Origin of the sequence: Pedobacter sp. MC2016-24, from assembly GCF_015223055.1 — a bacterium.
Lineage (GTDB): Bacteria > Bacteroidota > Bacteroidia > Sphingobacteriales > Sphingobacteriaceae > Pedobacter.
Genome location: NZ_JADFBX010000012.1, coordinates 40,190 through 66,313, shown reverse-complemented (window position 1 = coordinate 66,313; position 26,124 = coordinate 40,190). Strand labels below are relative to the sequence as shown.

The 26,124-nt window shown below is 43.1% G+C and carries 22 protein-coding genes; 5 read left to right on the top strand and 17 right to left on the bottom strand.

Features of this window, described 5'->3' with window-relative positions:
- Nucleotides 1-4 precede the first annotated feature (4 nt).
- Both IM797_RS21525 and IM797_RS21520 read left to right on the top strand, forming a co-directional pair.
- Complete coding sequence (locus IM797_RS21525) at nucleotides 5-586, top strand: DoxX family membrane protein (protein ID WP_194129261.1); 582 nt, start codon at nucleotides 5-7, stop codon at nucleotides 584-586.
- A gap of 278 nt (nucleotides 587-864) precedes the next feature.
- On the top strand, nucleotides 865-1,050 hold the full coding sequence (locus IM797_RS21520) for a hypothetical protein (RefSeq protein WP_194129260.1): 186 nt from the start codon (nucleotides 865-867) through the stop codon (nucleotides 1,048-1,050).
- A 192-nt stretch (nucleotides 1,051-1,242) separates the two neighbouring features.
- On the opposite strand, the gene IM797_RS21515 is transcribed toward IM797_RS21520, so the two are convergent.
- From IM797_RS21515 to IM797_RS21505, 3 genes are read right to left on the bottom strand one after another with little or no spacing between them, the layout of a single operon-like run.
- Nucleotides 1,243-4,473, bottom strand: a complete 3,231-nt coding sequence (locus IM797_RS21515) for an error-prone DNA polymerase (RefSeq protein ID WP_194129259.1) — start codon at nucleotides 4,471-4,473, stop codon at nucleotides 1,243-1,245.
- A gap of 6 nt (nucleotides 4,474-4,479) precedes the next feature.
- Entirely contained in the window at nucleotides 4,480-5,988 is a 1,509-nt protein-coding gene (locus IM797_RS21510; RefSeq protein WP_194129258.1) for a DNA polymerase Y family protein, read from the bottom strand.
- Between the two features lie 2 nt (nucleotides 5,989-5,990).
- Nucleotides 5,991-6,719, bottom strand: a complete 729-nt coding sequence (locus IM797_RS21505; RefSeq protein ID WP_194129257.1) for an ImuA family protein — start codon at nucleotides 6,717-6,719, stop codon at nucleotides 5,991-5,993.
- Nucleotides 6,720-6,910: 191 nt separating this feature from the next.
- Here IM797_RS21505 and IM797_RS21500 point away from each other — a divergent pair, with 191 nt between their 5' ends.
- Nucleotides 6,911-7,549, top strand: coding sequence for an alpha-ketoglutarate-dependent dioxygenase AlkB (locus tag IM797_RS21500; RefSeq protein WP_194129256.1), 639 nt, complete (start codon nucleotides 6,911-6,913; stop codon nucleotides 7,547-7,549).
- Between the two features lie 344 nt (nucleotides 7,550-7,893).
- On the opposite strand, the gene IM797_RS21495 is transcribed toward IM797_RS21500, so the two are convergent.
- The 6 genes from IM797_RS21495 to IM797_RS21470 all read right to left on the bottom strand — a co-directional run bounded on the left by IM797_RS21495 (nucleotide 7,894) and on the right by IM797_RS21470 (nucleotide 12,081).
- The gene (locus tag IM797_RS21495) at nucleotides 7,894-8,376 is read right to left on the bottom strand and encodes a hypothetical protein (protein ID WP_194129255.1); all 483 of its coding nucleotides are present in this window, start codon (nucleotides 8,374-8,376) and stop codon (nucleotides 7,894-7,896) included.
- 61 nt (nucleotides 8,377-8,437) lie between these two features.
- Entirely contained in the window at nucleotides 8,438-8,641 is a 204-nt protein-coding gene (locus tag IM797_RS21490) for a PLDc N-terminal domain-containing protein (protein WP_194129254.1), read from the bottom strand.
- 739 nt (nucleotides 8,642-9,380) lie between these two features.
- Nucleotides 9,381-9,734: a hypothetical protein gene (locus IM797_RS21485; RefSeq protein WP_194129253.1), complete on the bottom strand. Its 354-nt coding sequence runs from the start codon at nucleotides 9,732-9,734 to the stop codon at nucleotides 9,381-9,383.
- A gap of 28 nt (nucleotides 9,735-9,762) precedes the next feature.
- A complete protein-coding gene (locus tag IM797_RS21480) occupies nucleotides 9,763-10,134 on the bottom strand; it encodes a hypothetical protein (protein ID WP_194129252.1) in 372 nt (123 codons plus the stop codon).
- Between the two features lie 184 nt (nucleotides 10,135-10,318).
- Entirely contained in the window at nucleotides 10,319-11,077 is a 759-nt protein-coding gene (locus IM797_RS21475; RefSeq protein WP_194129251.1) for a dienelactone hydrolase family protein, read from the bottom strand.
- Nucleotides 11,074-12,081, bottom strand: a complete 1,008-nt coding sequence (locus IM797_RS21470; protein ID WP_194129250.1) for a hypothetical protein — start codon at nucleotides 12,079-12,081, stop codon at nucleotides 11,074-11,076. Before IM797_RS21470 ends, IM797_RS21475 begins: the two co-directional genes overlap by 4 nt.
- A gap of 153 nt (nucleotides 12,082-12,234) precedes the next feature.
- Between IM797_RS21470 and IM797_RS21465 the strand changes: the two genes are divergently transcribed.
- The gene (locus tag IM797_RS21465) at nucleotides 12,235-12,924 is read left to right on the top strand and encodes an AraC family transcriptional regulator (protein WP_194129249.1); all 690 of its coding nucleotides are present in this window, start codon (nucleotides 12,235-12,237) and stop codon (nucleotides 12,922-12,924) included.
- Between the two features lie 115 nt (nucleotides 12,925-13,039).
- On the opposite strand, the gene IM797_RS21460 is transcribed toward IM797_RS21465, so the two are convergent.
- The gene (locus IM797_RS21460) at nucleotides 13,040-13,450 is read right to left on the bottom strand and encodes a carboxypeptidase-like regulatory domain-containing protein (RefSeq protein ID WP_194129248.1); all 411 of its coding nucleotides are present in this window, start codon (nucleotides 13,448-13,450) and stop codon (nucleotides 13,040-13,042) included.
- 104 nt (nucleotides 13,451-13,554) lie between these two features.
- A complete protein-coding gene (locus tag IM797_RS21455; RefSeq protein ID WP_194129247.1) occupies nucleotides 13,555-13,785 on the bottom strand; it encodes a hypothetical protein in 231 nt (76 codons plus the stop codon).
- 236 nt (nucleotides 13,786-14,021) lie between these two features.
- Between IM797_RS21455 and IM797_RS21450 the strand changes: the two genes are divergently transcribed.
- A complete protein-coding gene (locus IM797_RS21450; protein WP_194129246.1) occupies nucleotides 14,022-14,789 on the top strand; it encodes a hypothetical protein in 768 nt (255 codons plus the stop codon).
- A 63-nt stretch (nucleotides 14,790-14,852) separates the two neighbouring features.
- On the opposite strand, the gene IM797_RS21445 is transcribed toward IM797_RS21450, so the two are convergent.
- The 6 genes from IM797_RS21445 to IM797_RS21420 are packed head-to-tail and all read right to left on the bottom strand — an operon-like array spanning nucleotide 14,853 to nucleotide 26,113.
- On the bottom strand, nucleotides 14,853-16,322 hold the full coding sequence (locus IM797_RS21445; protein ID WP_194129245.1) for a sulfatase: 1,470 nt from the start codon (nucleotides 16,320-16,322) through the stop codon (nucleotides 14,853-14,855).
- 7 nt (nucleotides 16,323-16,329) lie between these two features.
- The gene (locus tag IM797_RS21440; RefSeq protein WP_194129244.1) at nucleotides 16,330-18,123 is read right to left on the bottom strand and encodes a hypothetical protein; all 1,794 of its coding nucleotides are present in this window, start codon (nucleotides 18,121-18,123) and stop codon (nucleotides 16,330-16,332) included.
- A 26-nt stretch (nucleotides 18,124-18,149) separates the two neighbouring features.
- Complete coding sequence (locus tag IM797_RS21435; protein ID WP_228099025.1) at nucleotides 18,150-19,934, bottom strand: sialate O-acetylesterase; 1,785 nt, start codon at nucleotides 19,932-19,934, stop codon at nucleotides 18,150-18,152.
- A 10-nt stretch (nucleotides 19,935-19,944) separates the two neighbouring features.
- Entirely contained in the window at nucleotides 19,945-22,725 is a 2,781-nt protein-coding gene (locus tag IM797_RS21430) for a glycoside hydrolase family 78 protein (RefSeq protein WP_194129243.1), read from the bottom strand.
- Between the two features lie 36 nt (nucleotides 22,726-22,761).
- Nucleotides 22,762-24,465: a hypothetical protein gene (locus tag IM797_RS21425; protein WP_194129242.1), complete on the bottom strand. Its 1,704-nt coding sequence runs from the start codon at nucleotides 24,463-24,465 to the stop codon at nucleotides 22,762-22,764.
- A 10-nt stretch (nucleotides 24,466-24,475) separates the two neighbouring features.
- A complete protein-coding gene (locus IM797_RS21420) occupies nucleotides 24,476-26,113 on the bottom strand; it encodes a RagB/SusD family nutrient uptake outer membrane protein (protein ID WP_194129241.1) in 1,638 nt (545 codons plus the stop codon).
- Between the last annotated feature and the right edge of the window lie 11 nt (nucleotides 26,114-26,124).

Genomic DNA, 26,124 nt, shown 5'->3' with positions numbered 1-26,124 from the left:
TATAATGACAGATGCTCCCGTTTCTAAACTATCCAAGGCCCTGCTTTGGGACTACTTCATTTTGATTGCCCGAATATGGCTGGCTATTACATTGATTAAATACGGTTATTCTAAGCTCATAGACGGGCAATTTGGCGTGACAGATGCGACTATGCAGCTGAAGCTGAAAGATGTTGGTTTATTTAATTTGTCCTGGTACCTTGCAGGCCATGAACCATTCAAATCATTTGTCGGTATTTCTCAAATAATTTCGGGAGGTTTTCTCATCTACAATCGGACGGTAATCCTGGGTGCATTTATGTCAATTCCAATCTGGTTAAATATCTTGGTATTTGACATGACCTTTATGGGACTATATACCCCATTTACCATACGGATTCCTTTCTATATCATCTTAACCATTTTGATCTTATGGCATCATAAACAGAAAGTGATACCCGCAATCATGAGTTTGATCAATGGTACCACAACCCGATTCCGTTATCCGTGGTGGGCATACCTACTATTGCCTATTTTTGGGGCGATTCTGGAGCTTGTCGGTGCGATTCCGATCGTAATCATTAATCTACTTTCCAGATATCTTTAAATATTGTATTGTCATTGCCAATTAGCTTATACTTTTACTTTATGAAATACCTATTTTTAATTTTATTCTCATTTTTATCTTCGAGCCTATGTTTTGGCCAGGATACAAAGCAAAAAGTCTATTATCTGGCAGATACAATTAATGTTGGACCTTCCAATAGAATCCTTAACATTGAAAAAGAAGCTATATTCGTTTGCTACGTTTTTTATTGCAGGAGCATTGAAGCGAACCAATATAAATATCCTGCATTTATTTATAGTGTAAATCGATCCAAAACCATGAGGTTTTCAAAGCGTCCGAAGTACAAGTATTTATCATGGATGGAGCTAGAGAAAATGTTGTATGACAAAGGACAAGACTTTGATAAATTTTACGATCTGGAAATCGTGGAGAAGTTACCCAATAGAACTTATAAAAAGAATAAAGTTAATTTATCTATCGTAAATCCGGCAATCACATATTAGATTCAGCGCTTCCCTTATATTTAGAACGCTATTGTTGCAGAAAAAAGAAGCGGTGAACGATCTTCCGACCACTCACCGCTTATCTAAATTAACGCTCTCATTTATAAAGACGCTTTTTTAATGATTATATTGTGTGGTGGCTGGTATTTTAAGCCGCTAATTACATGGGAGACTACCGGTATTAAAAAATTTTCACCTAAAATTCCTTCCACCATGAAAAGCATCCTTAGGCACCTCTTCCCGAACTTGGGTCCGCTTATTCTGAGCCGGGTAAGGCGCACTTTTTTCATCAGCCCTGGCTAAAGTCAACACCGGCAGATCATCCTGTTCATGCTGAACCAGCTTACCGAGCATCTTGGTCAGGTCGACACATTTACTCACAATCACATGCACCACCAGTCCCTCACGTTGTAAACGTCCCTCCACCATCAAGAGCCGGGAATTCAGAATTTCCTTGCGATAGGTCTCAAATAATTTTTCAAAAACCACCAGGTTAGTATAACCCGTTTCATCTTCAATGGTAATGAAACAAACGCCACCCGCAGTTCCTGGTCGCTGCCGTACCAGCACCAATCCCGCCACCTTCACCAATTGCCCATTTGTTGATTCATTATTGATGAAATGGGTAGACAAAATACGCAGCATCTCCAGTTGCGGCCGGACAAAACTCACCGGATGGGCCTTCAACGAAAGACCCACCGTCGCATAATCCTGCACCACATGTTCACCCTCAGTCATTAAAGGCAATTCAACCTGAGCCTCTAATACACTCTCTGAAGGCTGACCTTTAAAAATCTCTACCGGCATATCCTGCAAAGCCGAAACTTCCCAAAGCGCTTTCCTGCGGTCCATCCCCATAGAACGAAAAGCATCCGCATCCGCCAGGCGTTCCAAAGTAGCCATGCCGATACCAGCATCCCGTAAAGCCGTAACCGTTTTGTATCCCTCTCCCCTGCGATCCACTAAAATATCCATTTCCTCCTGCCTGATCCCCTTGATCTCCCGGAAACCCAACCGCAGCGAAAAATACTTACCAGACTGCTCCTCCAGTGAATTGTTCCAGGTCGAAAAATTAACATCCGCCGGGCGAACCTCCACCCCATGCTTTTGCGCATCGATCACAATCTGTGCCGGCTGATAAAAACCCATCGGCATACTGTTAAGTAAACCAGCTGCAAACACATCCGGGTAATAATGCTTCAGCCAACAGGAAACATACACCAGCAGCGCAAAACTAGCCGCATGGCTTTCCGGAAAACCATAACTCCCAAAACCCTCCAGCTGCCTGAAAATCCGCTTGGCAAATTCCTCGGTATAACCCTTATGCATCATTCCATCAATCAGCTTTTGTTCATACTGGTTCACCATCCCTTTAAACTTAAAAGTTGCCATGCTACGCCGCAAACCATCCGCTTCAGCCGGCGTAAAGCCAGCGGCAACGATCGCAATCTTCATCGCCTGTTCCTGGAATAAAGGCACCCCTAAAGTCCTCCCCAGAATCTCCTTGAGTTCCGGTGAAGGATAATCCACAGGCTCTTCTCCATTACGTCTACGCAAATACGGATGCACCATATCCCCCTGGATTGGCCCAGGTCTGACAATAGCCACTTCAATCACCAGGTCATAAAACTCACGTGGTTTTAGACGCGGCAGCATCGACATCTGCGCGCGGCTTTCAATCTGAAAAACACCCAACGTATCGGCCAGGCAGATCATATCATATACCGCCGGATCATCCTGGGGAACATTAGCCAGGGTCAGGTTTAAACCGTAATGCTGCTTACAAAGATCAAAATTTTTACGGATGCAGGTCAGCATACCCAAAGCCAGCACATCCACTTTCAAAAAACCAAGCGCATCGATATCATCCTTGTTCCATTCAATATTCGTCCGGTGCTCCATCCGGGCATTTAGTATCGGGCACAAATCGGTCAGCTTGCCATTGGTCACCACAAATCCACCGGTATGCTGCCCAAGCTGCCTTGGAAAACCCATCATCTGCCCGGTAAGTTCCAGCGTCTTTTTCAAATGCGAATCCTGGGGATTCAAGCCTTGTTCAGTAACCCTTTTCCCTTCAAACCATTCATCAGTAAACTCCCAAATTGAATCGGACAACCTATTGATCGTATCCACGGATAAGCCCATCGCCTTACCTACATCTCGGATCGCGCCCCGCTGATGCAGCTGCGTTACCGTAGCCACAATAGCCGCCCGGTCACGCCCGTATTTATCATAAATATATTGAATGATCTCTTCCCTTCTTTCGTGCTCGAAATCCACATCAATATCCGGCGGCTCATTTCGTTCTGAAGAAATGAAACGCTCAAACAACAAATCAAATTTCATGGGATTGACCGAGGTAATACCCAGGCAGAAACAAACCGCCGAGTTTGCGGCAGATCCACGACCCTGGCATAAAATACCACGACTGCGGGCTTCTCGCACGATATCCTCTACAAAAAGAAAGTAATTGGCATAGTCCATTTTTTTAACGAACTCCATTTCATGCGCAATCATGTTCACCACTTTTTCTGGTACGGTCTGCCCATAAAATTCATGGGCGCCTTTCCAGCAGAGGTATTCCAGTTCCTGCTGCGGCTCTCGTCCACTGCTGTTAATTTCCTCCGGGTAAACATATTTCAGCTCATCCAAAGAAAAGCCGCAGGCCTCAGCTATTTCCATCGTGCTGCGCAAAGCCTGGGGATACTTACGGAAAAGCCGGTGCATCTCCGCTACCGGTTTCATATACCGTTCCGCATTCATGTGCAAACGGAAACCTGCTTCCTGGATGGTGCATTTCTCGCGTACACAAGTCAGCACATCCTGCAACTCCCTGCGTGAAGGATCATGATAATGCACATCTCCGGTAGCCGCTAATGGAATTCCAAAACGATCAGAGAGCTGCTGCAACCTAAACAGGAGTTTATCATCATACCCAGAATAAGACCTGCTGGCAGAAAGATACAACTGACCAGCCAAAGCCTCCCGATATTGGGCCAGGGCCGTCACAAAATCATCCTCAAACTTAAACCTGCGGTTCAGCCGGTCTGGCGTCACCACCGTAAACAACATCCCCTTGCTGTGTTCATAAACATCAGCCCGGGAAAGGTGACAATCGCCCTTTTCCGCCCGCAAATTACCTTTAGTCAATAAAGCAGATAGCCTGCCATAAGCTTCCCGGTCAGTCGGATAAGCCAGTAAACTCGGGCCGTCCAGCAAATCCAGTCTGCAAGCCGGAATGAAGCCTATTCCTTTTTCTTTTGCCGCGGCATGTGCCCGCACTATCCCAGCAAGCGTATTCCGGTCGGTCACTGCAATCTTCCGGTAGCCCAAAGCTGCTGCCTGAGCCACCAGCTCATGCGCATGTGAAGCGCCTCTAAGAAAACTAAAATTCGAGGTAATCTGTAACTCACTATACTCCATAACCCATTATGCAAAAAATCCATGAACAAACCATTGAAAAGACTGACTGGCACCATAATGTCCCGAGCGGTATAACCAGTACCTTCTGCCAGTGGCGTCTTCCACCCGGTAATAATCCCTGTGTTCACCAGGATCCAGCCACCACTCCCGTTCAATACGCTCAGGACCATCAGCTTTAACCACCTGATGATGTTCCCCCTTATAAATAAAAAACTTAGGCGGATGATCAGGAATCAGCGCCATCACCTGGATCGCCTCCGGTCGGGGTAAAAGTTCGGTAGGTCTGGGCTTATCCGTACTCCAGTCCCGCAAGCGAAGCTCAGTCAGGGAACGCGCCTGGCTCGCCGACCGCTCCGGCCAATAATGCGCTTCGGGTATATACCGGTGAACAGCAGCGGGGCCCAGCTTCCCGCTGACCCGGTCAATCAGTTCCAACACACTTTTATTATTCAGCCCAGGCTTACTGTTCCAAAGCGCCTCCTGCGGTACTTCAACCGGATTCACCTTCAGCGCCTCGAGTTCAAAAAGTTCAATGCCCAGCCCAGGTTTAATCTGTTCAATCTTCAACTGAAAAAGCTTAAACAAATGTTCCACGCTGTGCGAAGCTACATTGGTACCTATAGCAATCTGAACCAACTTGCTATCAATCCGGTAACCCGTCAATATCCCAGAACGTAAACCTAGGCCTTCATGCTGCAGCCGTTTACACAACACCTCCAGCAATCTGGTAATCGCAATCTCAATTCCTGTTTTGGTTTTGATCGGCTCCAGAACAGCCAGTCGTTCCCGAAAAGGGACAGGCTGGCGAAGTGCTTGTAAGGGTTCATCTTCTGTTCCCAAAGCTTGCCCAAGCCGCAATAGAAAATTTTCCCCAAAGCGCCTGCGTAAGACCGATCTGGGCATATTCATAAAACTCCTGATCTGGTAAAAGCCCAGCTTTTTCAATTTAGCCAGGATATGTGCTTCAATACGCAAAGCCTCGGGCGGCAATACCTGCAGGGTTTCCACATGCGCACCAACAGCAACCAACGGCGTTACTTTTCCAAAACGTGATACCGCCCATGCAGCGCCAGGCGTATCGGCTATGGCCAGCCGTACCGTATATCCTTTCCCCTTAAATCTGGAGACAATCTCTTTGACATAAGCAAGCTCCCCACCCCACAGGTGCGCGCAACCCGTCACCTCCAGGATCAGACCATCCATACTGAACTCATCGATCGACACAATCGGCGCATAACGAATACAATACTCACCCAATCCTTTCAGTAATTTTCCTGCACGCCCAGCTTTATCATCCAAAACTTCTACTCCCGGACAAATTGCTTTGGCATCCGCTGCAGGCATTCCCGGCACAACATCATGACCAGCCGCCAGCGGGCTCACCGCCGTAACCAGCATCCGGCCATGATCAGGCGCAGCAAAAACAAAAGGCACTTCTTTCAGTTCCGGCCTGCGGATCACCTGCCAGTCCGAGAGTAGATGAACAAACCATATGGAAATATACCTGCGTTGCATCGCTAGCCAACTTTTTCGTGCACCGTTTGAAAAGGCACCTGCTCCTTGGTAACCTGTAAAAATCTGTCCGCCTCCCATTCCAGCGTCCAGCTACCTGGATTACCACTCCGCACTTTCAACAATTGTACCTGCCAGCGCGGAAAACCCACGCCCGGCATCCCATCCTCATCCCCGCTGGGCAAAGGAGCAATCTTCCAGCGTGCAGTAGACACCCCTGCAACCAGTTTTTGGGGATCTTTACGGATAATCAGACCAGGAATCCCTTGCCGCTCCACAGCCAGCTGCAACCTTCGTGATTCTACTAAACTCAGACCATCCACTTCTGCTACCACAGCAGCCAGTCCATCACAGCGCAGCGCTTCCTCCATAACCCACAAAGCCTCGCGGTCACTGCGTACATCCACAAAAATAATCTGGTCGGTTTCTACATTAAAAGCAGCGAGCGAAGGGGGAAAAAGACGCCTGGAAGTACTGATCCAAACACAACCTGTTCCCTCAGCCATCAGTACAGAAAGCAGTCCGGCAACAAAGCCATCGGTAGCAGCGACCTGGTCCGGCGTCTCGCAGATGAACTCATGGATCCCCTTTCGCGGAAACACTCCGCCAGGAAAAGCTGCCTCAATTTCCCCCAATCCCACTCGCGCAGCGACTTCACCCTCGGCAGGTTTAAATCCTTGCCACAACAGCATATCCTGCCGCAGTTTGTTTAGCATTTCCAGTTTAGTTTCCATTACCTCGCAAATTACAATGACCAAAAAATTGTACCCTATTGAACAAGCAAAACTAATGCTAAAATAATTAGTATTTTAATAAATGTGGATAAAAGCCAGTTTATTGTTAATAATAATCATTTAAACACAAATACAATAAAAATAAATTACTAATATTTTTAGCTAATCATATAAAAACTTAAATTTGAATCATGAACTTATTTGGAGAGACAGCCCTGTTTGATGGCGGTATTGAGCGGTACACCGACTTCCAATTGCCCGATGCTGAACTGCGGTTATGGCAGCACCTTTTTGACAAAACAACCGCAGATCATTATTACAAAGTTCTTTTAATAGAGAGCCCATGGCAACAGCGCATGCGCAAGATGTACGATAAAGTGATCGCTGATCCCAGGCTAACCGCCTATTATGGCGGAAAAAATGGTCACCATTGGACACCGACATTACTTGAAATCAAGCAAGCCATAGAAGCACTCACTAAAATCAGGTTCGACCGCGTCCTGTTAAACCTATACCGCAACGGCAGAGACTCAGTCGCCTGGCACAGCGATACCCTACCCGCAGACGGCAAACACCAATACATCGCCTCGGTCACCTTCGGGGACACCAGAATTTTTAAGGTTCGTCATAAATCCAGGAATGACATCCGTGGATTGGATATCCCGTTGACCCATGGTAGTTTACTCCTGATGGGTGATACCATGCAGGACCATTATGAGCACCACGTGCCCAAAACAGCCAGAGCAGTAGGTCCCAGAATTAATCTTACCTTTCGCATATCTGAATCAATCAAACCTTTTTATTTCATGCCGGTTACACATGCGTCCTGAATTCCCTGAATCACTGCTGGATAATCATTCATAAAGTCATTATTTCAATAGCTGCATAATTTAGCCAATAATCTACACCTGTTTTACCTGCACCGTTAGGGTCAATGCTCAGAAAATCTGGAAATATATCAAAGCCCCGCCGGGATTTCTTTTCCTTTAGGAAATGAGTTAAACATTGAAGCATTTTGCCAAAAAAAGAAAAAATAACGTCTCCCAACCCATCGATTTGACCATTTTAATCAAAATTAAGGTGGTGTTAGGCATTGTTTTCCGATTCGCCTGTATTTACAGATTCGGGTTTAGCAAAAAAAAGCGAGGGTGCCAGAGATATCAGAATCATGCCGTTATTGATGGTTATTCAAAACTTGTTTTTCCGCATCACTGAATAATTGTTTCAGTGTAACCCGGTCCACCTTACTTAGTTCTGGATATTTTGTCACCAATTGCAATGTTTTCATTTTAAACGAATTCTGATCGGCCATATAATTTTCCGGATTTTCAATTCCCATTAGACGTAGCTGCTCTTTAGGCGTAAGATTCTTACTACTTTCACGAAGTTTATTCCGTTGTTCTTGCGTTCTACTTCCAGCAGCCTGCATCATTTCAGTCACCATTTTTTTTTGCAACCTATTGATTTCACCCACTAGTGGTTCATTGCGAAGTTTTTTGACAAGCACCTGTTTGAAAAAAAATTGTTGCTCCTTACTCATATCACTGAAATTTTTAACTTTTAATTCATCGTAACTAAATTTCTGTTGTGAAAAGGAGTATGATGTATTTATTGCAAAAAACATCGTCAACAAAAGCAGGAATTTTCTTTGTTTCATATTATTCAAATTGAAATGCCCATCTCATTTTTAACGAGACGGGCTATTATTTTAGTTACTTTTAATCATTTTCATTCGTTACATTTCTCTTATTTAAATAGTATAGAAGTGCACCAAATACAGGTAAAAACAGTACAATATTCGTCCAGTAACGCTTATACCTGTGATCTTTCGCTGGTAATTTTGAAAGTTCAAATACAGTGAAAAGATTAAATATTGCACTAGCAATGATAACTATAAAGAACAAGACGCTCAGATCGTTCATATTAATTGATTTTGCAGAATATAATTTAATATTTTAAACAGCACAGCATGTCGTGGAATATTATTTAACTAAAGAATCGGCAGGAAAGGATATGAGTAGCGAGCGTTACATTTGAATAATTAAATGTAATATATTTAATTTGTAAATACGAAATAAAATATCATTTCAAATAAATATACTTTTCGCGGTGTTGACGAATTCACGGGAGGTATATTTGGTGGACCAACTAGTGTAATTGAACCTATTGCGCCAATCCCAAATCCCCACCAGCTCTTTTTATTTTAAACAAACTGTTTTGCGAGGCTAGTAGTCGCAAAAATCAAATCCGAGCGTTACGAGTGCCAAGGATATATTATTATAAGTATAAGTTAAGGTAATACCAGAACTTAGAAACACTTGCTTGGATTTAACAAGCACCTGATTATTCGTATTTTCTGGAGACAATTCTTCTACTGAGGGAGCAAAATGAATTCCTGCTGCAAATTCCTGCGTTGAATTATTCCCGCTTGAAAAATAGCGGTCAATTGTATATTCAGGAAAAGTAATATTAAGACCAATATTGGTTAAGCCCGATGTCGCATTTGAAGGCAGTCCCTTTTCTAATGATTATATTGTATTGTGGCGTTTTTTATATGACAAAACGCGTTCTCCCCTCTCTGGCTTTCAGCCATCTCTGCCAAAGGGAGAGAGCCGTATGGCGTATAAACTAAACACGAATAGTTAAGTTATTGAAGATCAATCAAAAATCATTTTGATCGATCTTCAATAACTTTAACGCAGATGCGGCATATTCTCGAACCAAATTCCAAGTATCATCTAATTCGAAACTCTTATCCGTTTTATACTCTTCGATAGTAAGGTTTAGTTCTATAAGATTATTACATTTCAAAATTTGTTTGACTACCTCATAAGAAATAATTTTTTCATCCATCAAGTCCGGCAACCACCGAAAGGCATCATCAAAGTCTGAAATAACCTCATCAAAGACATCTACAAACTCAGGTAAACCAAATATTTGTTCTTGATATGAGCTTGACAATTGTTTCAAACTATCAATCAAAAGTGACAATTTATTCGCTATTTCGGTCTTCATGGTATAACTTTTATTTAACCAACCAATATCATATATAATTTTTATCAGGCAACTCTATTGGCTCTCCTAAAAGTACTAATAACTCCTTAGCTTGTTCTCTAATTCTATTCCATGAAACATGAGTACCAAACTGATCCTCATCAAGATCCTTCAAATCAGATCTGCTTGCTGTAAAATCAATCATATTATGTAATCTTAATAATGATGCAATTTCCATGTTTGAAAATCTACCATCTTCTATTAGTTCTGGTAAGTGTAAGAATGCATTATCAAAAGTATCTAAAACCTCAAATGGTGCGTCCACAAAATCTTCGAAGCATTTTTTTTGGATACCAAAAGGCATTGCCAATAATTTAAGGCTTTCGAGTATTTTCCTATAAAAAAAATCTAAATGTTCCATATGTGATATCCTAAACAGGATAGTTAAATTTTCTTTCTATGTCTCAACACAGACCATTCAATACCTTGCTCATTGGCTGCAGGTTGTTCCAGTTTATTATAGCTAATATTTCCAAATAAATCAAACATCTGATAAAATGGTTACCCTTAATGATTTCATAATTGTGGCAAATTTATTAATTTTCCTATCGTCGCTTTTGAGAAAAAAGCCAATCAAACAAACCAGGTTCTTCATAAGCCTTTGTCCAGCTGTTGTGTTTAACGCCCGGATATTCTGTATATTTTGGTGTTCCGTTCCATTTTTTAAGTGCATCGATCATCAACCTGGAATATTTCACATCGTTCACATCATCTTGATCACCATGAAAAGCCCATATCGGTACTTTATAGATCAATTTGGCTTTAGCCGTATCTGATACTGAGCATATCGGAACCGCCGCTGCAAATAGATTTGGCCGGCGAATTAAAAAATCCAGAGCCCCTTCTCCCCCCATGGAGTACCCTGTGACGTACACGCGCTTGCGATCAATGGGAAGACTTTTAATCAGTAAATCGAGCGTCTCCAAGGTTAAGGCCGCACTCGGTGTAGCCAGCTTCGTCGTCGCTAAACTTGCCGGAAAACCCGGAAACTTCACCCAAACATCCTTCTTATTGCACTGCGGTACCAAAATAAAACAAGCATATTTAGCCCTACCCTGGTCGTCTGTTAACCGTTTAGGCACCCCAATCAACTGAGATTCATTATCACTACCACGTTGCCCGGATCCATGTAAAAAAACAACAATCGGATACTTCTTGTGCTGATCATAATTTAAAGGATACAAAAGTCGGTAAGGCAAACTGTCTGCTGCGCTGATAAAAACATCTTTTCTGTAATCCAAAACATGCTGGGCCCTTATAGAATGGCTAACAAAAATCAGGGTAAATAGTGTAATGACCTTCATTCTTTTCTTACATATTTTGTGGTAAAAACATGATCCTGCACTTGATTGGTATATTTTTCTACCCATTCTTTATAATAATATTCTGCATATAAAGTTTTGTCTTTAAGTACAAATTTTGCAAAGGGCTTACCAATCTGGGGAACTTTTTTCAGGCCGAAAGTTTCTCTGGTTCCATTGTCAAATTTGCAATCCATATCCCTCGCCCATATCATTTCAAATTCGGTATCGCTTATTTTTTTCACGGGATAGAAATACACGCATTGGCCGTGGTACTCAAAAGCCAGCGAGGATTCGCCAATATTAAGCACCACCATATCGTTTTGCCATTTACCCGTAAAACCTATTTGCTCTTGAATACCGCGCACAAAACTATCATAATCAAAGCCCTCCATATAGTTTATTTTCCACTGGTTATTTTCTTTAACGGCTTTAATGTTATACGGTGTGCCACCACTGCCATCGCCCCAGTTGTAAAATATACCTTTATCTTCTGCCTGTAAGTGCATAATGTATAGCTTTGTTAAAAAATCATCCGGTACATCCTGGCAGTTGCACCAGGGGTTTGCACCATTGCCAAAAGGTGGCAGTTCGCCAATGATCCATTGCAGGGTGCCATCTTTCATTTTCGCATCAATCAGCAAGGCAATTTTGTTGTAGTTGGAAATAAAGGTTGCTGTGAAAAGCCCCGAACGCTTTATGTCCTGGAGCTTTTGCCTGTGCAAATTCAGGTCAAGGCCTGCATATACCGTATCGGTTGTTTCTTTTTGTAAGGGGCTGAAGAAATCATCGTTGTTACCGGCTTGGTTCCACTGGTAAAGGTTTTTGGTGAGCTGTAGCAATTCAATGCTATCTTGTGCAGAATAGGGCATTGACTTTTGGGGCACAACTGCAGCATCCTGCTTAACCTGCTGAGGCGATGCGGGCTGCTTATTTTTGCCGTTTTCATTACAGCTAAAAATTGTGAGGAGTATAAGGGGAACTAGCCAGCAAAATTTCATTTCCATTCTCATTTTGTTATTGCTTTTTACTTAGCCAATCAATATCCAAAAATATTTGTTCAAATTCCGTGTTTTTATCACAATTGTGAGATAAAAGTAGAGACCGAGCTTGCGCACCGTCATGATGCTCATTTTTTTGCATTACATGAACGAGGTGAAATGGAAATTGATTTTGAACGCTACAAAGCAGATACCCCCTCGCTGTTATATATCCATCCAAATCAGGTGCACCGGCCATTTCAAGTTGGAGCAGATGTGGTAGCTTACATTTTAGCCATAGGCAATGAAAGTATAATTGCACAGTACCTGACCCTATTGGAGGGAATTACGCCGACAAAACCCATACCATTGGATGATCGTAATTTTGCTGATCTGCGTCAGGCGATGTTGTTGTGCATCAGCCTATTTGAAAGAAAAAAAGACAGGCTCCATAACTCCGTATTGAAAGACAGTTGCAATGCATTTATCGGGCTCATCATTTCCCAATATTTGGAAAGCTCCGCCCCTGTTGATAAACTTTCTCGTTTTGATATGGTAACCCGATCCTTTAAAGTAGCACTGGAGCTGCATTTTCTAAAAAAAAAGCGCCGGGCAGATTATGCAAATGAGTTGAATATATCCATCGCCTATTTAAATGAATGTGTGAAAAACACAACCGGATTGCCGGTATCGCAACACATCCGGCAACGCCTCATTTTAGAGGCCAAACGTTTGCTTTACCATTCCAACAAATCGATCAAAGAGATTGCCATTGAATTGGGTTACGACGACTATGCGTACTTTTCCAGGTTATTTAAAAAAGCAAGTGGGATGACCGCCCAAACATTCAGAAACAAAAACCGCGATTAGTCCAGTAAGCACATCTTTGCGTCCTTTTCTCTAAAAGTACTTTTCCCGTTCTTTGGCATCAAACTTCAACATTATGCCAAGTGCACCTAAATGGTTATAACGAGAGTTTCTGTGCTTAAATACTATCATTGACAGCGGCCCCAGAGATGAAAAAACGGCCATTCTTATCCGTGACTGCACTGATGTTCTTGCCTTTTACCTTAACTGTGGCACCAGGCAATGGCTTATCTGTTTCATCCAAGACCCTTCCCGAAACCTCGAACCACCAGCCTATTTTCAAAAGTATCGGATCGCTATCGTCTTTTTTAAAAGCAGAACGACCTGTATAAAACACAAAGCCAATTAGTCCAACATAAATCAGACCCCAGATTGAAAATGCATAACCTGCAGGAGTAAAATAATTGAAATATTGATCTGACACCGTTTTCATCGTATTGCCATTTAACGCTCCGGTATTGGAAAGATAATTAACCGCAATAGTGATGATCAAGGCCATACCATTGGTCAAAGCAAGTATTTTTTTCATCGTTCGTTTGTTTAATGTATGCAATAGGTTTAACTAGGAGTGCCAGACCCCAAGCATAACATCAAAAGAGGCCATTAGGTTTCCAGATTTACGCCGTACTTATTTTACAACCGATACCGAAGTTTGATATTTCTTCCTATGGCTTTCAGTAATCCCGGATGATCGCTTACTGTTTCATCAATCGCATCCCAATCTCCCTTTGCATTGCAAACAAGCTGGTAGTCTTTGTCATTTAAATTAATGTGGATTGTACTGGTATCTTTTGTGATCCCCTTGGTGAGAATCGTGTAGGTATAGTCTTTTTCATCAAAGTTGATGCGCATAGGTAGATTCATAGTCAAAGTATAGCGTTGAAAATGCGCTTTTATTGTACGTAATGCGATAAAGTAACAGAATTACAATGATTTTCTTCGTACCGAAACCCATATCTCATGTTGCAACAGAAGACATTTATTTATATACTTGCAATAGACAAATCATACCGTCTATAACGCAACTCAAAACCAAATATGAAACCCCATCAACCGCTCAGGCTATTTCTAACCAAACGCTTAGCCTTAATAAATAAATTATGAGAACTCAACAAATGTTATTAGCATTATTTTTGCTACCTGTTAGCCTTTTTGGGCAATCTATTAAGTTTCCATTGGTATCCAGTTCAGAAGATCCCACAACCATGATAACCGAAATAGAAACCACCAATCAACATACCATAGTCTCTTTTAGACATGTAGGTGCAGAAAAAGGCAGTTGGATACAATTGAATAAAAGCATGTATTTACAGAATGCCAAGGGAGAAGAAAGATATAATTACGTCCGATCAGAAGGGATTCCATTAAGACCAGAGCGTTTCGTTGCTACAAAAGACAATCAGGAAGTAAATTTCAAAGTATACTTTGAAAAATTAAAACCAGGCACTCAGGAAATCAATGTAATTGAGCGGGCACGATCACAGGCCGAATTAAATGACGGGGTTAACTTCCTGAATTATTTTAGCGTAAACCTAAACAAGTCTAAGCTGGAATTGGCAGATCATAAGGTATCTAAAGTCGAGGTAGTGGTAACTCCACCTCCTCCGGTGCCGGTGGGAACTGACTTTTCAAGTTCATTTGTTAATGGAGAAGCAGCAAACTTCGGCCCGGCATTAAAAGATATGTATATGGGTATGTTTACCGCACAGCTGAATGTGTATAGCAATCCTGCAATTATAGATCAGCTTGCCAAGAATATGAAAAGCTATTATGACGCATTGATTAAGGTAGGGTTTTCTGCAGATGCTGCATTGAAAATTATTACTTCTAAACCTTTGGTTTCGGCAGGTGGAAACTCAAACAATTAGGAAGTACCTGATTTAGCTATCAACCCAACAAAAGCAAGACAACAGAAAAAAAAGCGGTGAATCTCAATGATGCAAAAGGATTTTATCTCTTTCAATCCTATGCAAACTTAATTTTCCACTTAGATCGCCAACTAACTTACGGTTTTCTGGCAGCTCAGCCACGTTATTGTTTTCTTCAGAATTTAGACGCAAATCATAAAGCATCCGGGATTTAAATTTTCCTTGCTGATCAAAAAATTCGGTGTAGGAATGCGTTTTGGTGATGATGGTCTCGCCACCCAAGTTCGTTCTGCTGTAAACAGCTTCTTTGCCCTCCAGCTCCGGATGATCCAATAGCGGCGCAAAACTCCGCCCCTGCAAGTGAAAGGGGTTAACCAATTCGGCTAGATCACATAAAGTTGGATAAAGATCCACTGATTCCACCAATCCATTTTGACGAACATTGCTTTTTTTACCAGGGACCTTCAAAATTAAGGGAACCTGTAAAGCGTTTTTGTAATTGACGCCTTTCCCCCAGAGGCCATGTTCACCCAATTGCCATCCATGATCACCCCAGAGCACCACTATCGTATTTTGAGCTAAACCGAGATCTTCCAGCTCATTCAGCAGCCTGCCAATCTGGCTATCTACATAGCTTACACAGGCATAATACCCATGAATGAGTTTACGGGCTAAAGTGTCTGGCAAAGGTCCATGCGCTGGAATTCCATAGTAGAACCTGAGTTCGCCGAAATCCGGCGCAGACACGTCAGGTGCACCTTTGGGTTGATGTGGATTTTGAGCCAATTTGATTTCTTTCTCATCATATAGGTCCCAATATTTGGCTGGAGCATTAAAGGGTAAATGAGGCTTATTAAAGCCTACAGCTAAGAAAAAAGGGGCGGACGAGTTTTTAAGTTGCTGAAGATTTTCTATCGCCCGGTCTACAATCCTCCCATCTTCGTAAGTTACATCAGTTACATCTGCCCGTTCAAACGGCACTCCTCTTTTTGGAAGATTTTTGTTATTCCTTAGCGCAGTATCTTCGGCTGCTGCTGCATTTAATTTTTCAAAGATTTTGATCCCCTCCTGCGTTTGATAATCCCATTGGGTAGTAGATACCGATGGCCGCCAGATTTCATCCCAACTTCCCTTTCCATCTTCAAAATTATTGTAAACTTTTCCTAATGAAATCGTTTTATAGTTATTGTTCCGAAAAAGCATTGGCAAACTCACTACTCCAGGAACATCCACATCCTGGGAACAATTCCAACGGTCAAACCGGGTTCGGCTCGCATACAGACCACTCAGCAAACTAGCTCTTGAGGGACCGCAAACGGGATAATTCACATAGGCCTGGCTAAACAATTGCCCCCCTTTTGCCAGCCGATTGATGTTCGGAGAAACAATTTGCTCCCCATAACAGCCCAACTGAGGACGTAAATCGTCAACCATGATGAATAGAACGTTTGGCTTCGATAAACTTCGGTTTACATGCTGTGCATGCAGACAAATATGAGCAGTGAGCAGGATTAAAATTATGGACGCTTTCATTTTCATCTTATATCAAAGGAGGCCGCACATGTATATTGGCTTTTTTTGAAGAATAGATCTGTCCGAGTTCCTTGAAACCAGCTATGATCTTTGGATTTTCCACCCCTTTGCTGAGCCGAAACTCAACATCAAACATCGCGCGCAGCATCAAGATCCTCCATCGCCAGGATGTTTTAACGTTTCTTGGCAGATCAAGATCAATGTCACTTAAAAGCTGATATGCGCGTTTAGCACCGAAGTCATTTTCTGGTACGGTAAACCTGGTTGGCGCATTTTTAACCAACTCGTTATTCACCATATTCAGTCCATGGTTTTTTTCCATAATGTGAATGGCCTCAATGATGCGGTCTGCATGGTCAATAGAAAAGTTGAAAGCTACATATTCCCTAAGGGCAACACCAACGGGCTCCTGACTATCCCAGTAAAACCTGCTATATAACACTTTGTTTAAATCTTCAAATAGTCCCTCCGAATACAAATATCCGCCTGCTACTTGATCTTTTATTGGACTCCAAAGGTCTTGAAACCTCTGCGGAAGCGGGTTGGCCCCAAATCCACCCCATGGCCAGGAATTCCACATGCTGATTTCAGGAAAATTCAATAAAGGCAAATTTCCGGGAACCGGATTGTTCATCAGATATTTTGGAAAAGTTTCATGAGAATCGGCCATGATATAACTTACCACAGGCTTTTCCCTGTTGTAGGCCTTGGCAAGACCTGCCCATTCTCCTTCGTCTACCGCAATGTCAAACAACCAGGTGGACTGGATCGTTTTCAGCCCCGGAATTTTCTTTTGCGCTTGTTTGGTAATCCTGTTTGTCATTTTCAGAAAGCCATTGCTACCCCATGGTGTACATTGATCACAGCCGCAGCCGCCCTGATCATATGGCCATAAGCTCAAATAATCTACAGCCACGCCCCGCTTTATGAATTCATCCAGCTCCTGGTCAACCTGCTTCAAGATCAGCTCCGCTCCACCAGGTTGCGAAGGACAAATCTCAACGCCATATTTACCTCTTAAATTAACTTGCTTAGGCGCTTTTGCCCTCAAATTTAATGGACTGGAAGCATAGCCTTCATTGGCAAGCATGGTCAGCATGGTTTTCATACCCACACTTTTTCCAGCTTGCAGGAGCAGTGCTAACCTGTCGATCATGAGTTGAGCTTCGGCATCCCTGATGCCATTATAATGATGCATATCAAACCATACGGCGATGCCATTATAACCCCAAAATGCCAGGTCTTCAATATATTTGATCACTTGATCGATTGGCGCCTCATGATAGAAGTTATAGAAGTGTGTGGCAAAATAGATCATCCTGAATGGCTTTTCTGGAACTGACAAACCTTGCCAGGTACCCGGTGTAAAACCAGCTGTTGTTAACAAGGAGGTGTGCAGGAGTTTCCCCAATCCAAATAGAAGCCCTTTGTCATCACTGGCTTTAATCGAAATCCGATCAGCTTCCAGGTGTTCTATCCTGAAGGCCTCCAAAGGCATCGATTGCGGTACAGCGCGCAATTCAATGGTTAATGGATTGCCTTTCCCGGTTGAAAAATCCAATCCGGTACGTGTGTGAAGTTCCCGGTTAAAAATCCGGATCGCATTGTTCAAGATATCATTGGAACTGTTAAAGGTCTGGAATTTGATATTTTGATAAATCTTACCATCATATATACATTCAGAACCAGGTTTAGGTCCATGATGCTCAGCAACTTTGTCATTTGCAAGCAAGTAATCTGCCGTCAAGCTGGCTGCCCCCAGCAATGCACTTTTTCTTAAAAATTGTCTTCTATTGGTCATACATTTTTAGCTATAAATACTGAATTTCATTTCCAGTTGTCGGTACGAAAAGACGAGGCCGGTAGTCCTTCCCGATTGTAAAGATTACATCCCTCCGGATTATCTGCCCAGGCATATCTGACCGCAACAGGAGCTGATATTTGATCACTCCATACCACAATCTCGTCATTTTCAATGCTGGCATTGGCCCATACAAACACCTGATCAGCTCCTGCAATTGCAAAGTATTTTAATCCGGTACCTCCCCTTGCAACCAATCCGGAACCAATGTGGTCAAAACTGAGTATGATTTTGTTGCGGGCTACACGCATGGATTTATAGTCGGGACCAGAATATTCGAGTTCAGTATCCCCATAGGTGATATTCTGAGCAGCAAGTGCCAGGCGTTTTCCAACATCGCGTTTATTCGTTGGGTGTATATTCTGGGCCTCTCCGATATCGTGAATAACAGCCATCCCTGTATTGGGCTGCTTAAGGGCAACACGCTGGGCTTCCCTTAGTGCAGCCCAGTCACTTGATTTTGGTTCAGCTACTGCTGCATTAAAATTAGCAAGTTGCACAAAAAGGAAGGGAAAGTCTCCTAAATTCCACTTGGTGCGCCAGTCCTTGATCATTGCCGGGAATAACTCACGGTAAGCCTGATCTTTGCCCACATTTGATTCCCCCTGGTACCACAAAACTCCTTTGATAGCAGCAGGCAACAGTGGTGCAATCATCGCATTGTACAGCGCTGCAGGTTCGTCCTGCACAAACAAGATCCTGGCATAAGGAAAAGGGTCTTTTTTTTCACTGGACAGCGCCGACTGATAAAACCAATCACCGGGCTGTGCAATTGCAGTTCCTGCAGCTGTAACGACCACCATATCTTTTCCATAAACAACGCCCGTTTCTGTCCAGTCTATCTGCCCAGTATGCGTTACATGAATGGCCAGCATATTGTCTTTTGCTTTTAACAATGCGGCAGGCACTAAAAAACGATTATTCTTGAGCGTACTATCCAATTTACCAATCAGCTTTCCGTTGAAAAAAACACTGTCTAAATTCGCCGAATAGGAACAGTCAATCGTTAGGGCTTTGGTTGGATCCGGGACCGCAATTTCTTTTCGCAGCCATAACTTGCCGCTCAAATCTTTTCTTCTGGCCTCCAAAGCCGGAAAGTCCTTTAGGCCCTCAGCGCTGATCCAGGCTTCGATCCGGGTACCACCCCAACTGGAATTAATGAGCCCAATTGGCACTTTATATTTGTTATAAATATCCCTGGCAAAATAAAATCCAACAGCACCGAAACTGAAAATTGTGTAGGGTGAAGCAGCAACCCATTCACCCGCCCTGAGGTTGTGCTGTGGCGTATAACCAACGTCTTTTCCTATGGTCAGCTGCCGGATATAAGGGTAATTGGACGCAATAATATCTTGCGGGTATTTGTTATGGATGTCCGACATTCTCACGCCCATATTCGACTGCCCGGAGCAAAGCCAGACATCGCCAATCATGATGTCCTGAATGCTGATCTTATTTTCACCTTTCAATTTCATGGTGTAAGGGCCACCGGCCTCTTGTGCATCCATTTTCAGGCTCCAGGTTCCATCACTGCCACCGGTAGTCGTATAAGTTTTCTTATTAAAAACTATCGTTATCTGCTCTGATGGTGCAGCCCATCCCCATATTGGTATGGGAACGGACCTTTGTAAAACCATCCCATCACCTACCAGCGCAGGTAATTTGATATGGGCTGCAAGCGGCATACCAAGGCTACCTAAAGCAATAGCAGCTAATGTAATGCCCATGTATTTTTGGAATCGACGTTTCATATTTTAATCCTTAATTTACGCTAAATTGGTAGGTACCCGATCCAACTTTCAGTGCCACGTAAGCTTTATCGTTGGTTTCGGTTAGTTTAATATCTTTTATCGCCGACAAGGCTTTACCGGAGCTTGTTACTGTTTGCCCGGTACCTGCAGGCACATAAATCGTTGCCGTGGTATTTGCTGGTATCGTGACTTCCATACTGAATTTGTCATCGGTTAATTTCCAGGAAGAACTGAGTTTACCGTAATACGTTTCGAGCTTTGCACTGGCATGACTTAGTCCGCCACCCATACGCGGCTTAATGGAAATACTTTTGTAAGCCACCGAACCTTCACCGATGTTGATCCCAGCAACGGTACGGTACAGCCAATCGCCTATGGCACCATAGGCATAATGATTAAACGAATTCATATCCGGATTTTGAAAATTACCATCTTCTTTAATTCCATCCCATCGCTCCCAGATGGTTGTTGCACCCATTTTCACGGGATATAACCAGGATGGATAGCTTTCCTGCGTCAATAAGGTAAAAGCCACATCCAGATAACCAAATCGTGTCAGTACATCACACAAATAAGGAGTACCCAGAAAACCAGTAGTCAAATGATTGTTGTAAAGCCTGATGTTGTCAACCAGTTTTTTTGCCGCCTCTGCACGCTGGGCCTCTGGAAACAAATCGAAATTAAGTGCCAGAATGTACGCAGTCTGTGTACCAGAAGTAAGTTTACCATTCGGCGTGACGTATTCTTTAACGAAAGCCGTTTTGATCTTCTCCAGCAATGCCTGATATTTTGCAACATCCGCGGCTTTGCCAAGCACATTTGCCGCATTGATGAGCAACTGGGTAGAATGTGCATAAAAACATTGTGCAATCAGGTATTTATCCGTAACGGCCGACATTCCGTCAGGATCATCGCCAGGCCGGTAAAAAAGCCAGTCTCCAATATGAAATCCCTTATTCCATAGTGAATTTATACTGTTATCGTTCATATAATCGACCCAAGCTTTCATACTTGGATATTGGTCCTGCAGTATTTTTTTATTGCCATAAATGCAATACATATTCCAGGGAATGATGGTCGCAGCATCGGCCCAGCCGGTAGAGCCTTGTGATTTAGGCCCCAATACATTTGGGACCACATAAGGCACACTACCATTTGGCAATTGGTCGGCTGCCAGATCTTTGAGCCATTTGCTAAAAAAATTATCCACCCGCATGTTAAATGCAGCCGTATTGGAAAATACTTGTGCATCCCCTGTCCAGCCCAATCTTTCATCTCGTTGCGGACAATCTGTAGGTACATCAATAAAATTGCCTTTCTGTCCCCATTGAATGTTTTGCTGCAATTGATTGATTAGTGGATTGGAACACTCAAAACTACCCGTAGTTTTCATCGCTGAATATAGGGCTATCGCTTTTAACTGTTCTGGTTGCAGGGTTCCTTTAAGCCCTTCAATTTTCACATATCGAAATCCATAAAAGGTAAAATGTGTATCAAATGTTTCTTCAGCACCGCCTTTTAGAATGTAAACGGCTTCCTGTTTTGCGGTTCTGAGGTTGGTTGTATAAAAATTTCCTGCTTTGTCCAATACCTCGGCATGTTTGATGGTAATTTTATCTCCTGGAGAACCGGAAACTTTCAACTGCACATAACCAACCATGTTTTGACCAAAATCAACCACCTGCTCACCTGCAGGCGTTTTAAAAATCTTTAGCGGTTTTAAAATTTCATGTCTTTTTACCGGCTCATTAAGGGTTGCAATCAGCTTACTGTTGTCAAAATCAAACGTTTTAACAGCGTTCCAGTTTTTAGCATCATATCCGGGTTTACTCCAGCCGTTTTTTTCCAGCCTTGCATCATGAACCTCTCCATCGTATAGGGACGAAGAGATCAGCGATCCTGTGGATTGTTTCCAGCTTTCATCTGATACAATTATCGCCGAACTTCCATCGGTGTATTTGATCAACAATTGAAATAGTAAACCGAGTTCTGAACCAAAAATATGCTCATTTTTAGCTTCCCATGCCAACCGCCCCCTAAACCAGCCACTGCCCAACATAACGCCTACTGAATTCTGATTGTCCTTCAACAGGGAGGTCACATCATATACCTGGTATTGCAGCCGTTTCTGATAACTTGTCCATCCAGGAGTCAGATAATCCTCACCGATGCGCTGACCATTGATCCAGGCTTCATACATCCCATGCGCAGTCATGAAGGCTGTGGCAGAAGCTACCTTTTTAGCACTGGAAAACTCCTTGCGGAATATGGGGCAGGGCTGTTGTCCAGGGCTTTCCGCCGTGGTTTGCCTGATCCATTTTGCCTTCCAGTCTGACGAGTTTAGCAAACCCATTTGCCAGAAGGCGATGTCGCTCCATTCCGATACTTTTCCTGAGGCATCCCACACCCTTACCTGCCAGTAATATTTTTCGGCAGAGGACAGGGAAGCCCCGGGATAAGGAACGTGAACGGACTGAGCTGAAATCACTTTTCCGCTTTTCCAGATCAGGTCCTTTCCCTGAGCGAGTGTCGCTTGATGTTGTCCCACTCTTATTTCATACGCTGTCTGTACCAATCCGCGCTTGTTACTTGAAAGCTGCCAGCTAAAAGAAGGTTGTTTCGCATCAAGGCCAATGGGATTGGTCATGTTTTCACAAAGCAATTCAGCTACTTTCAGCTCATCAGCAAAGCCCTTACTAAAGGAGTTTTGAGCATACAACAACAGGAGCAAAAAGCTACCGGTTAACCCCAGGTATCTGAGCAATTGTTTATAGAACGGATATATTTTCATTAACTTATTTTTTATTGGTTAGTGTTCCCGGACAAATTATTGCACAGACACGGCGATCTGGTCGCTCGCGTCAATCTTCATGGTCACTTCCTTTGTTCCAAAAACATAACGGATCTCATCATTTTGTCCTAAAAACGGCTGTATTTTGGTTTTAACAGCCTGATCAAGAAAGTTGTCACTAAGTAACCAATAGCCGCCTGTACTGCCATCTGTAATCATCTGGGTGCCAGAACCGCTGTATTGGCTGCGAATTCCCAAAGGTGCAAGTTCAGGTGTTGACACTACGACCAGACCTTTCGTTTGTACTAAAGATTGTACTGCCGAAAGTGTAGTTGGACTGATCATCAGGCCTGTCAGGAAAGCGAGTTTAAGGGTTTCCAGGTGTTTTTTGGCAACATTCTGGTCAAACACGACTACCCCATTCATGGGTGCAAATGATTTATAAGGTGTGGTTGCCGGATAAGTTAACCAGGAGATACCATGTTCCGGAGTTGGAATTACTCCCTGTGAAACCAGGTTCCATATTTTCATCCAATTGTCCGAAGTCGCTGTAAAATGGAGGGTGTTTGAACCAAAAGGCCTGTCGGTTAAGCCATAAATTCCGGTAGATGGAATGCCAAAATCGGTATCATCAAATCTAATGATGGCAATCTCCGGCTTCACATCCCTGAAAGTATAACCGCGATGATTTGCAGCCAAATACTGATGCGTAAACCATTTATAAATATTGCCACGTTCACTTAATACGATGTTCTTTACACCGCCAGGACCAACTACCTCGCTATACAGGCTCCCATTGAAATTGATATTTTCAACGTACATCCGGTCGTTGCCCATCCAATAGCCAAACATCAGATTGTTCTTCAACGCCTGCGCAGAATGACCGGGATACACCCCTAAGAAATAAAGATCCAAACATGACCACAGTTCTGAATTGTATTGTAATGCCGCCCCCATAGCTATGGCAGCCCACATTGGTGCCCAGCTTTCTTTAAGTTGTTTGTAGGACACTGTCATTCCTGCTTTGGCATAGTTATGAAACAGTACAGGGAACACATGTTCGGTTAAAACATGCGGTGTTTTCTCTGCTTTGAGTTCATTGACCAGCGCTGTTGCATTGCTATTGACCAATGCGTCTGCCTGTTCAAAACTCAATCCATCGGTATTTCCCAGAAAAGGCATGTCCTGTTTAACACCATTGGTAATTATCCAGTTTTGATTGATCTGCATATGGTCAGCTTCATCGTACACTACACCTTCGAAAGCCTTCGAAAGGTTAAGAAGTTTCAACACCGCGGGTCTGAATGTAAATCGATGGTTATTATTTGGCCCCTGGAGCCAGCTCCAGCCAGAATCGTCTATCAATTGTGGAACAAAGTTGGAAACCTCAGTATTGATTAAATATTTTAAATTGTTCTGTTCAAAAAGTGCTGATAGGTCCTTCACATAATTTTCCTGAGCGATGGCCGATGCATGTGGTGCATAATGGTGTACCAGGAAATCTGCACCTAAATCTTTCATCGGTGCAATTAAATGACTGGGGATTGTCCCCAGCCAATAGCCGTCATCCCCTGCATCATCTACGCCCATGATGATGTCTGACTGTGCTTTAACAGTCGGTATTTCTTCTATTTCAGCCCCTTTAACGGATTTTTTGCAGGAACTAAAAATCAATGCAGCACAGGTAACAAAAACAAGTATAGCGCTGAGTACCAGATATTTTTTATCTATATTTTTCATATGCTTATAATTAGAAATTACCTTTATCTATGTCCCACCACAAACGTGTTCCTCCGATATCTGGTCCGCCAAGCAGCTGTACAGCCTTTGCAACTTCTTTTGCATTGACTGAGTACTCCAGTACAGGGAAGTTGAGTCTACGGATCTGTATTTTGGTGTCGATCCGGCCACCACTGGTATTATACACAATCGGGAATATCTTCGGATAGCCTGTTCTCCTGAATTCCGTCCAGGCTTCTTGTCCTTCCGGAAATAGCGCAATCCATTTCTGTGTCAGGATACGTTCCAGCTTTTGTTCATTAGCGACAGATTCATCCCATTTAATTGTAATGGCAGTAGTTGCGGCTGCACTGTTTTTGATGGGATTGATCGGATCGGTATAATCTGCGGGTTTACTGGTTGAGTTGTTAAGATAAGCGTCGGCCTGACCGCCAACGCCCCACTGTGCCAGGGAAATCCGGACACCTGATTCATATAGTTCTTTCGCAGTGCCACCCATATTCCAGCCACGTAATGCACCTTCTGCACGCAGGAGATAAACCTCTGCAGCGGTCATGAGTTGTGCTGGGGTCTCAAAGACAAATGAAGTTGTCGAAGCCTTAGAAAAATTGGTATAGATAGCGGGTGATGAAGGTTGCGGGTCGTAAAAACCACCACCTCTTACACCTTGGTATTTTCCTGGAAATGCAACTGAAGGGTCGAAATATTTACTCAGTCGCGGGTCATTGTAGCCCGTAAGAAATGACTCCATAGAAGCACCCATGCGTGTACAATCCCATACATTAGTAAATATGTTTAACGGATGCACTGTGCCCGGACCTACTACTTTCATGTTTTCTTCATTGATGGTCAGTACACCACCATTGTTTGCATCCATCGCTTTCTCCGCTTGTAATTTCGCGGTTGAAGGGTCTACCTTCACCAGTCTCATAGCCAGTCTTAACCGCAATGAATTGGCAAATTTTAACCACCTGGAATAGTCTCCAGCATACACTAGATCGAATTTGGCGAAAGGTTTAGCGCTGGGAAACGCTGTCATGTAAGCTTTTAACAAGGTTACAGCCTGGTCCAGCTCAACAAAGAATTGTTTGTAGATATCATGCTGACTGTCATACACCGCATCAGTACCTCCCAAACCAAATTTACTGTAGGGAATGGGGCCATAAATATCAGTCACCCGGTGCATTCCTTCTACCTTTAAAATTAAAGCTATGGCCCAGAAATCCGGTGATGAAGTTTCGGCACCACGACGTTTGATCTCATTGATGGGTCCCATGACATTGTTAAATCCAAAATTGAAATAACCAAATGAGCCCCAGGCATCCAGCAAGTTATAAGTCGTATTGTTACTTGCGCCCATTTGTGGCAGGGCGAGATAACCAGAAAATTGATCGCCGGTCAGGTTTTGCGCAAGCTGCATGTTTACAATACTGGCAGGATCATTGGCGTAAATATTTTTTTGTACCTGAGGAAAAAAACCACCGATATCATTGAAATCTACATTCAATTCCTTATCCGAAATTGCTACCGGATTGGTATTATACATTTCAAAGTTCTTTGTACAGGATACCAGATGGCCCACAAAAAACAGCACGCCGAAAAGAACAGTTGTGCTTTTGGTGCTATATAAAAAGTTAGTACGTTTCATCTTTCTTAAGT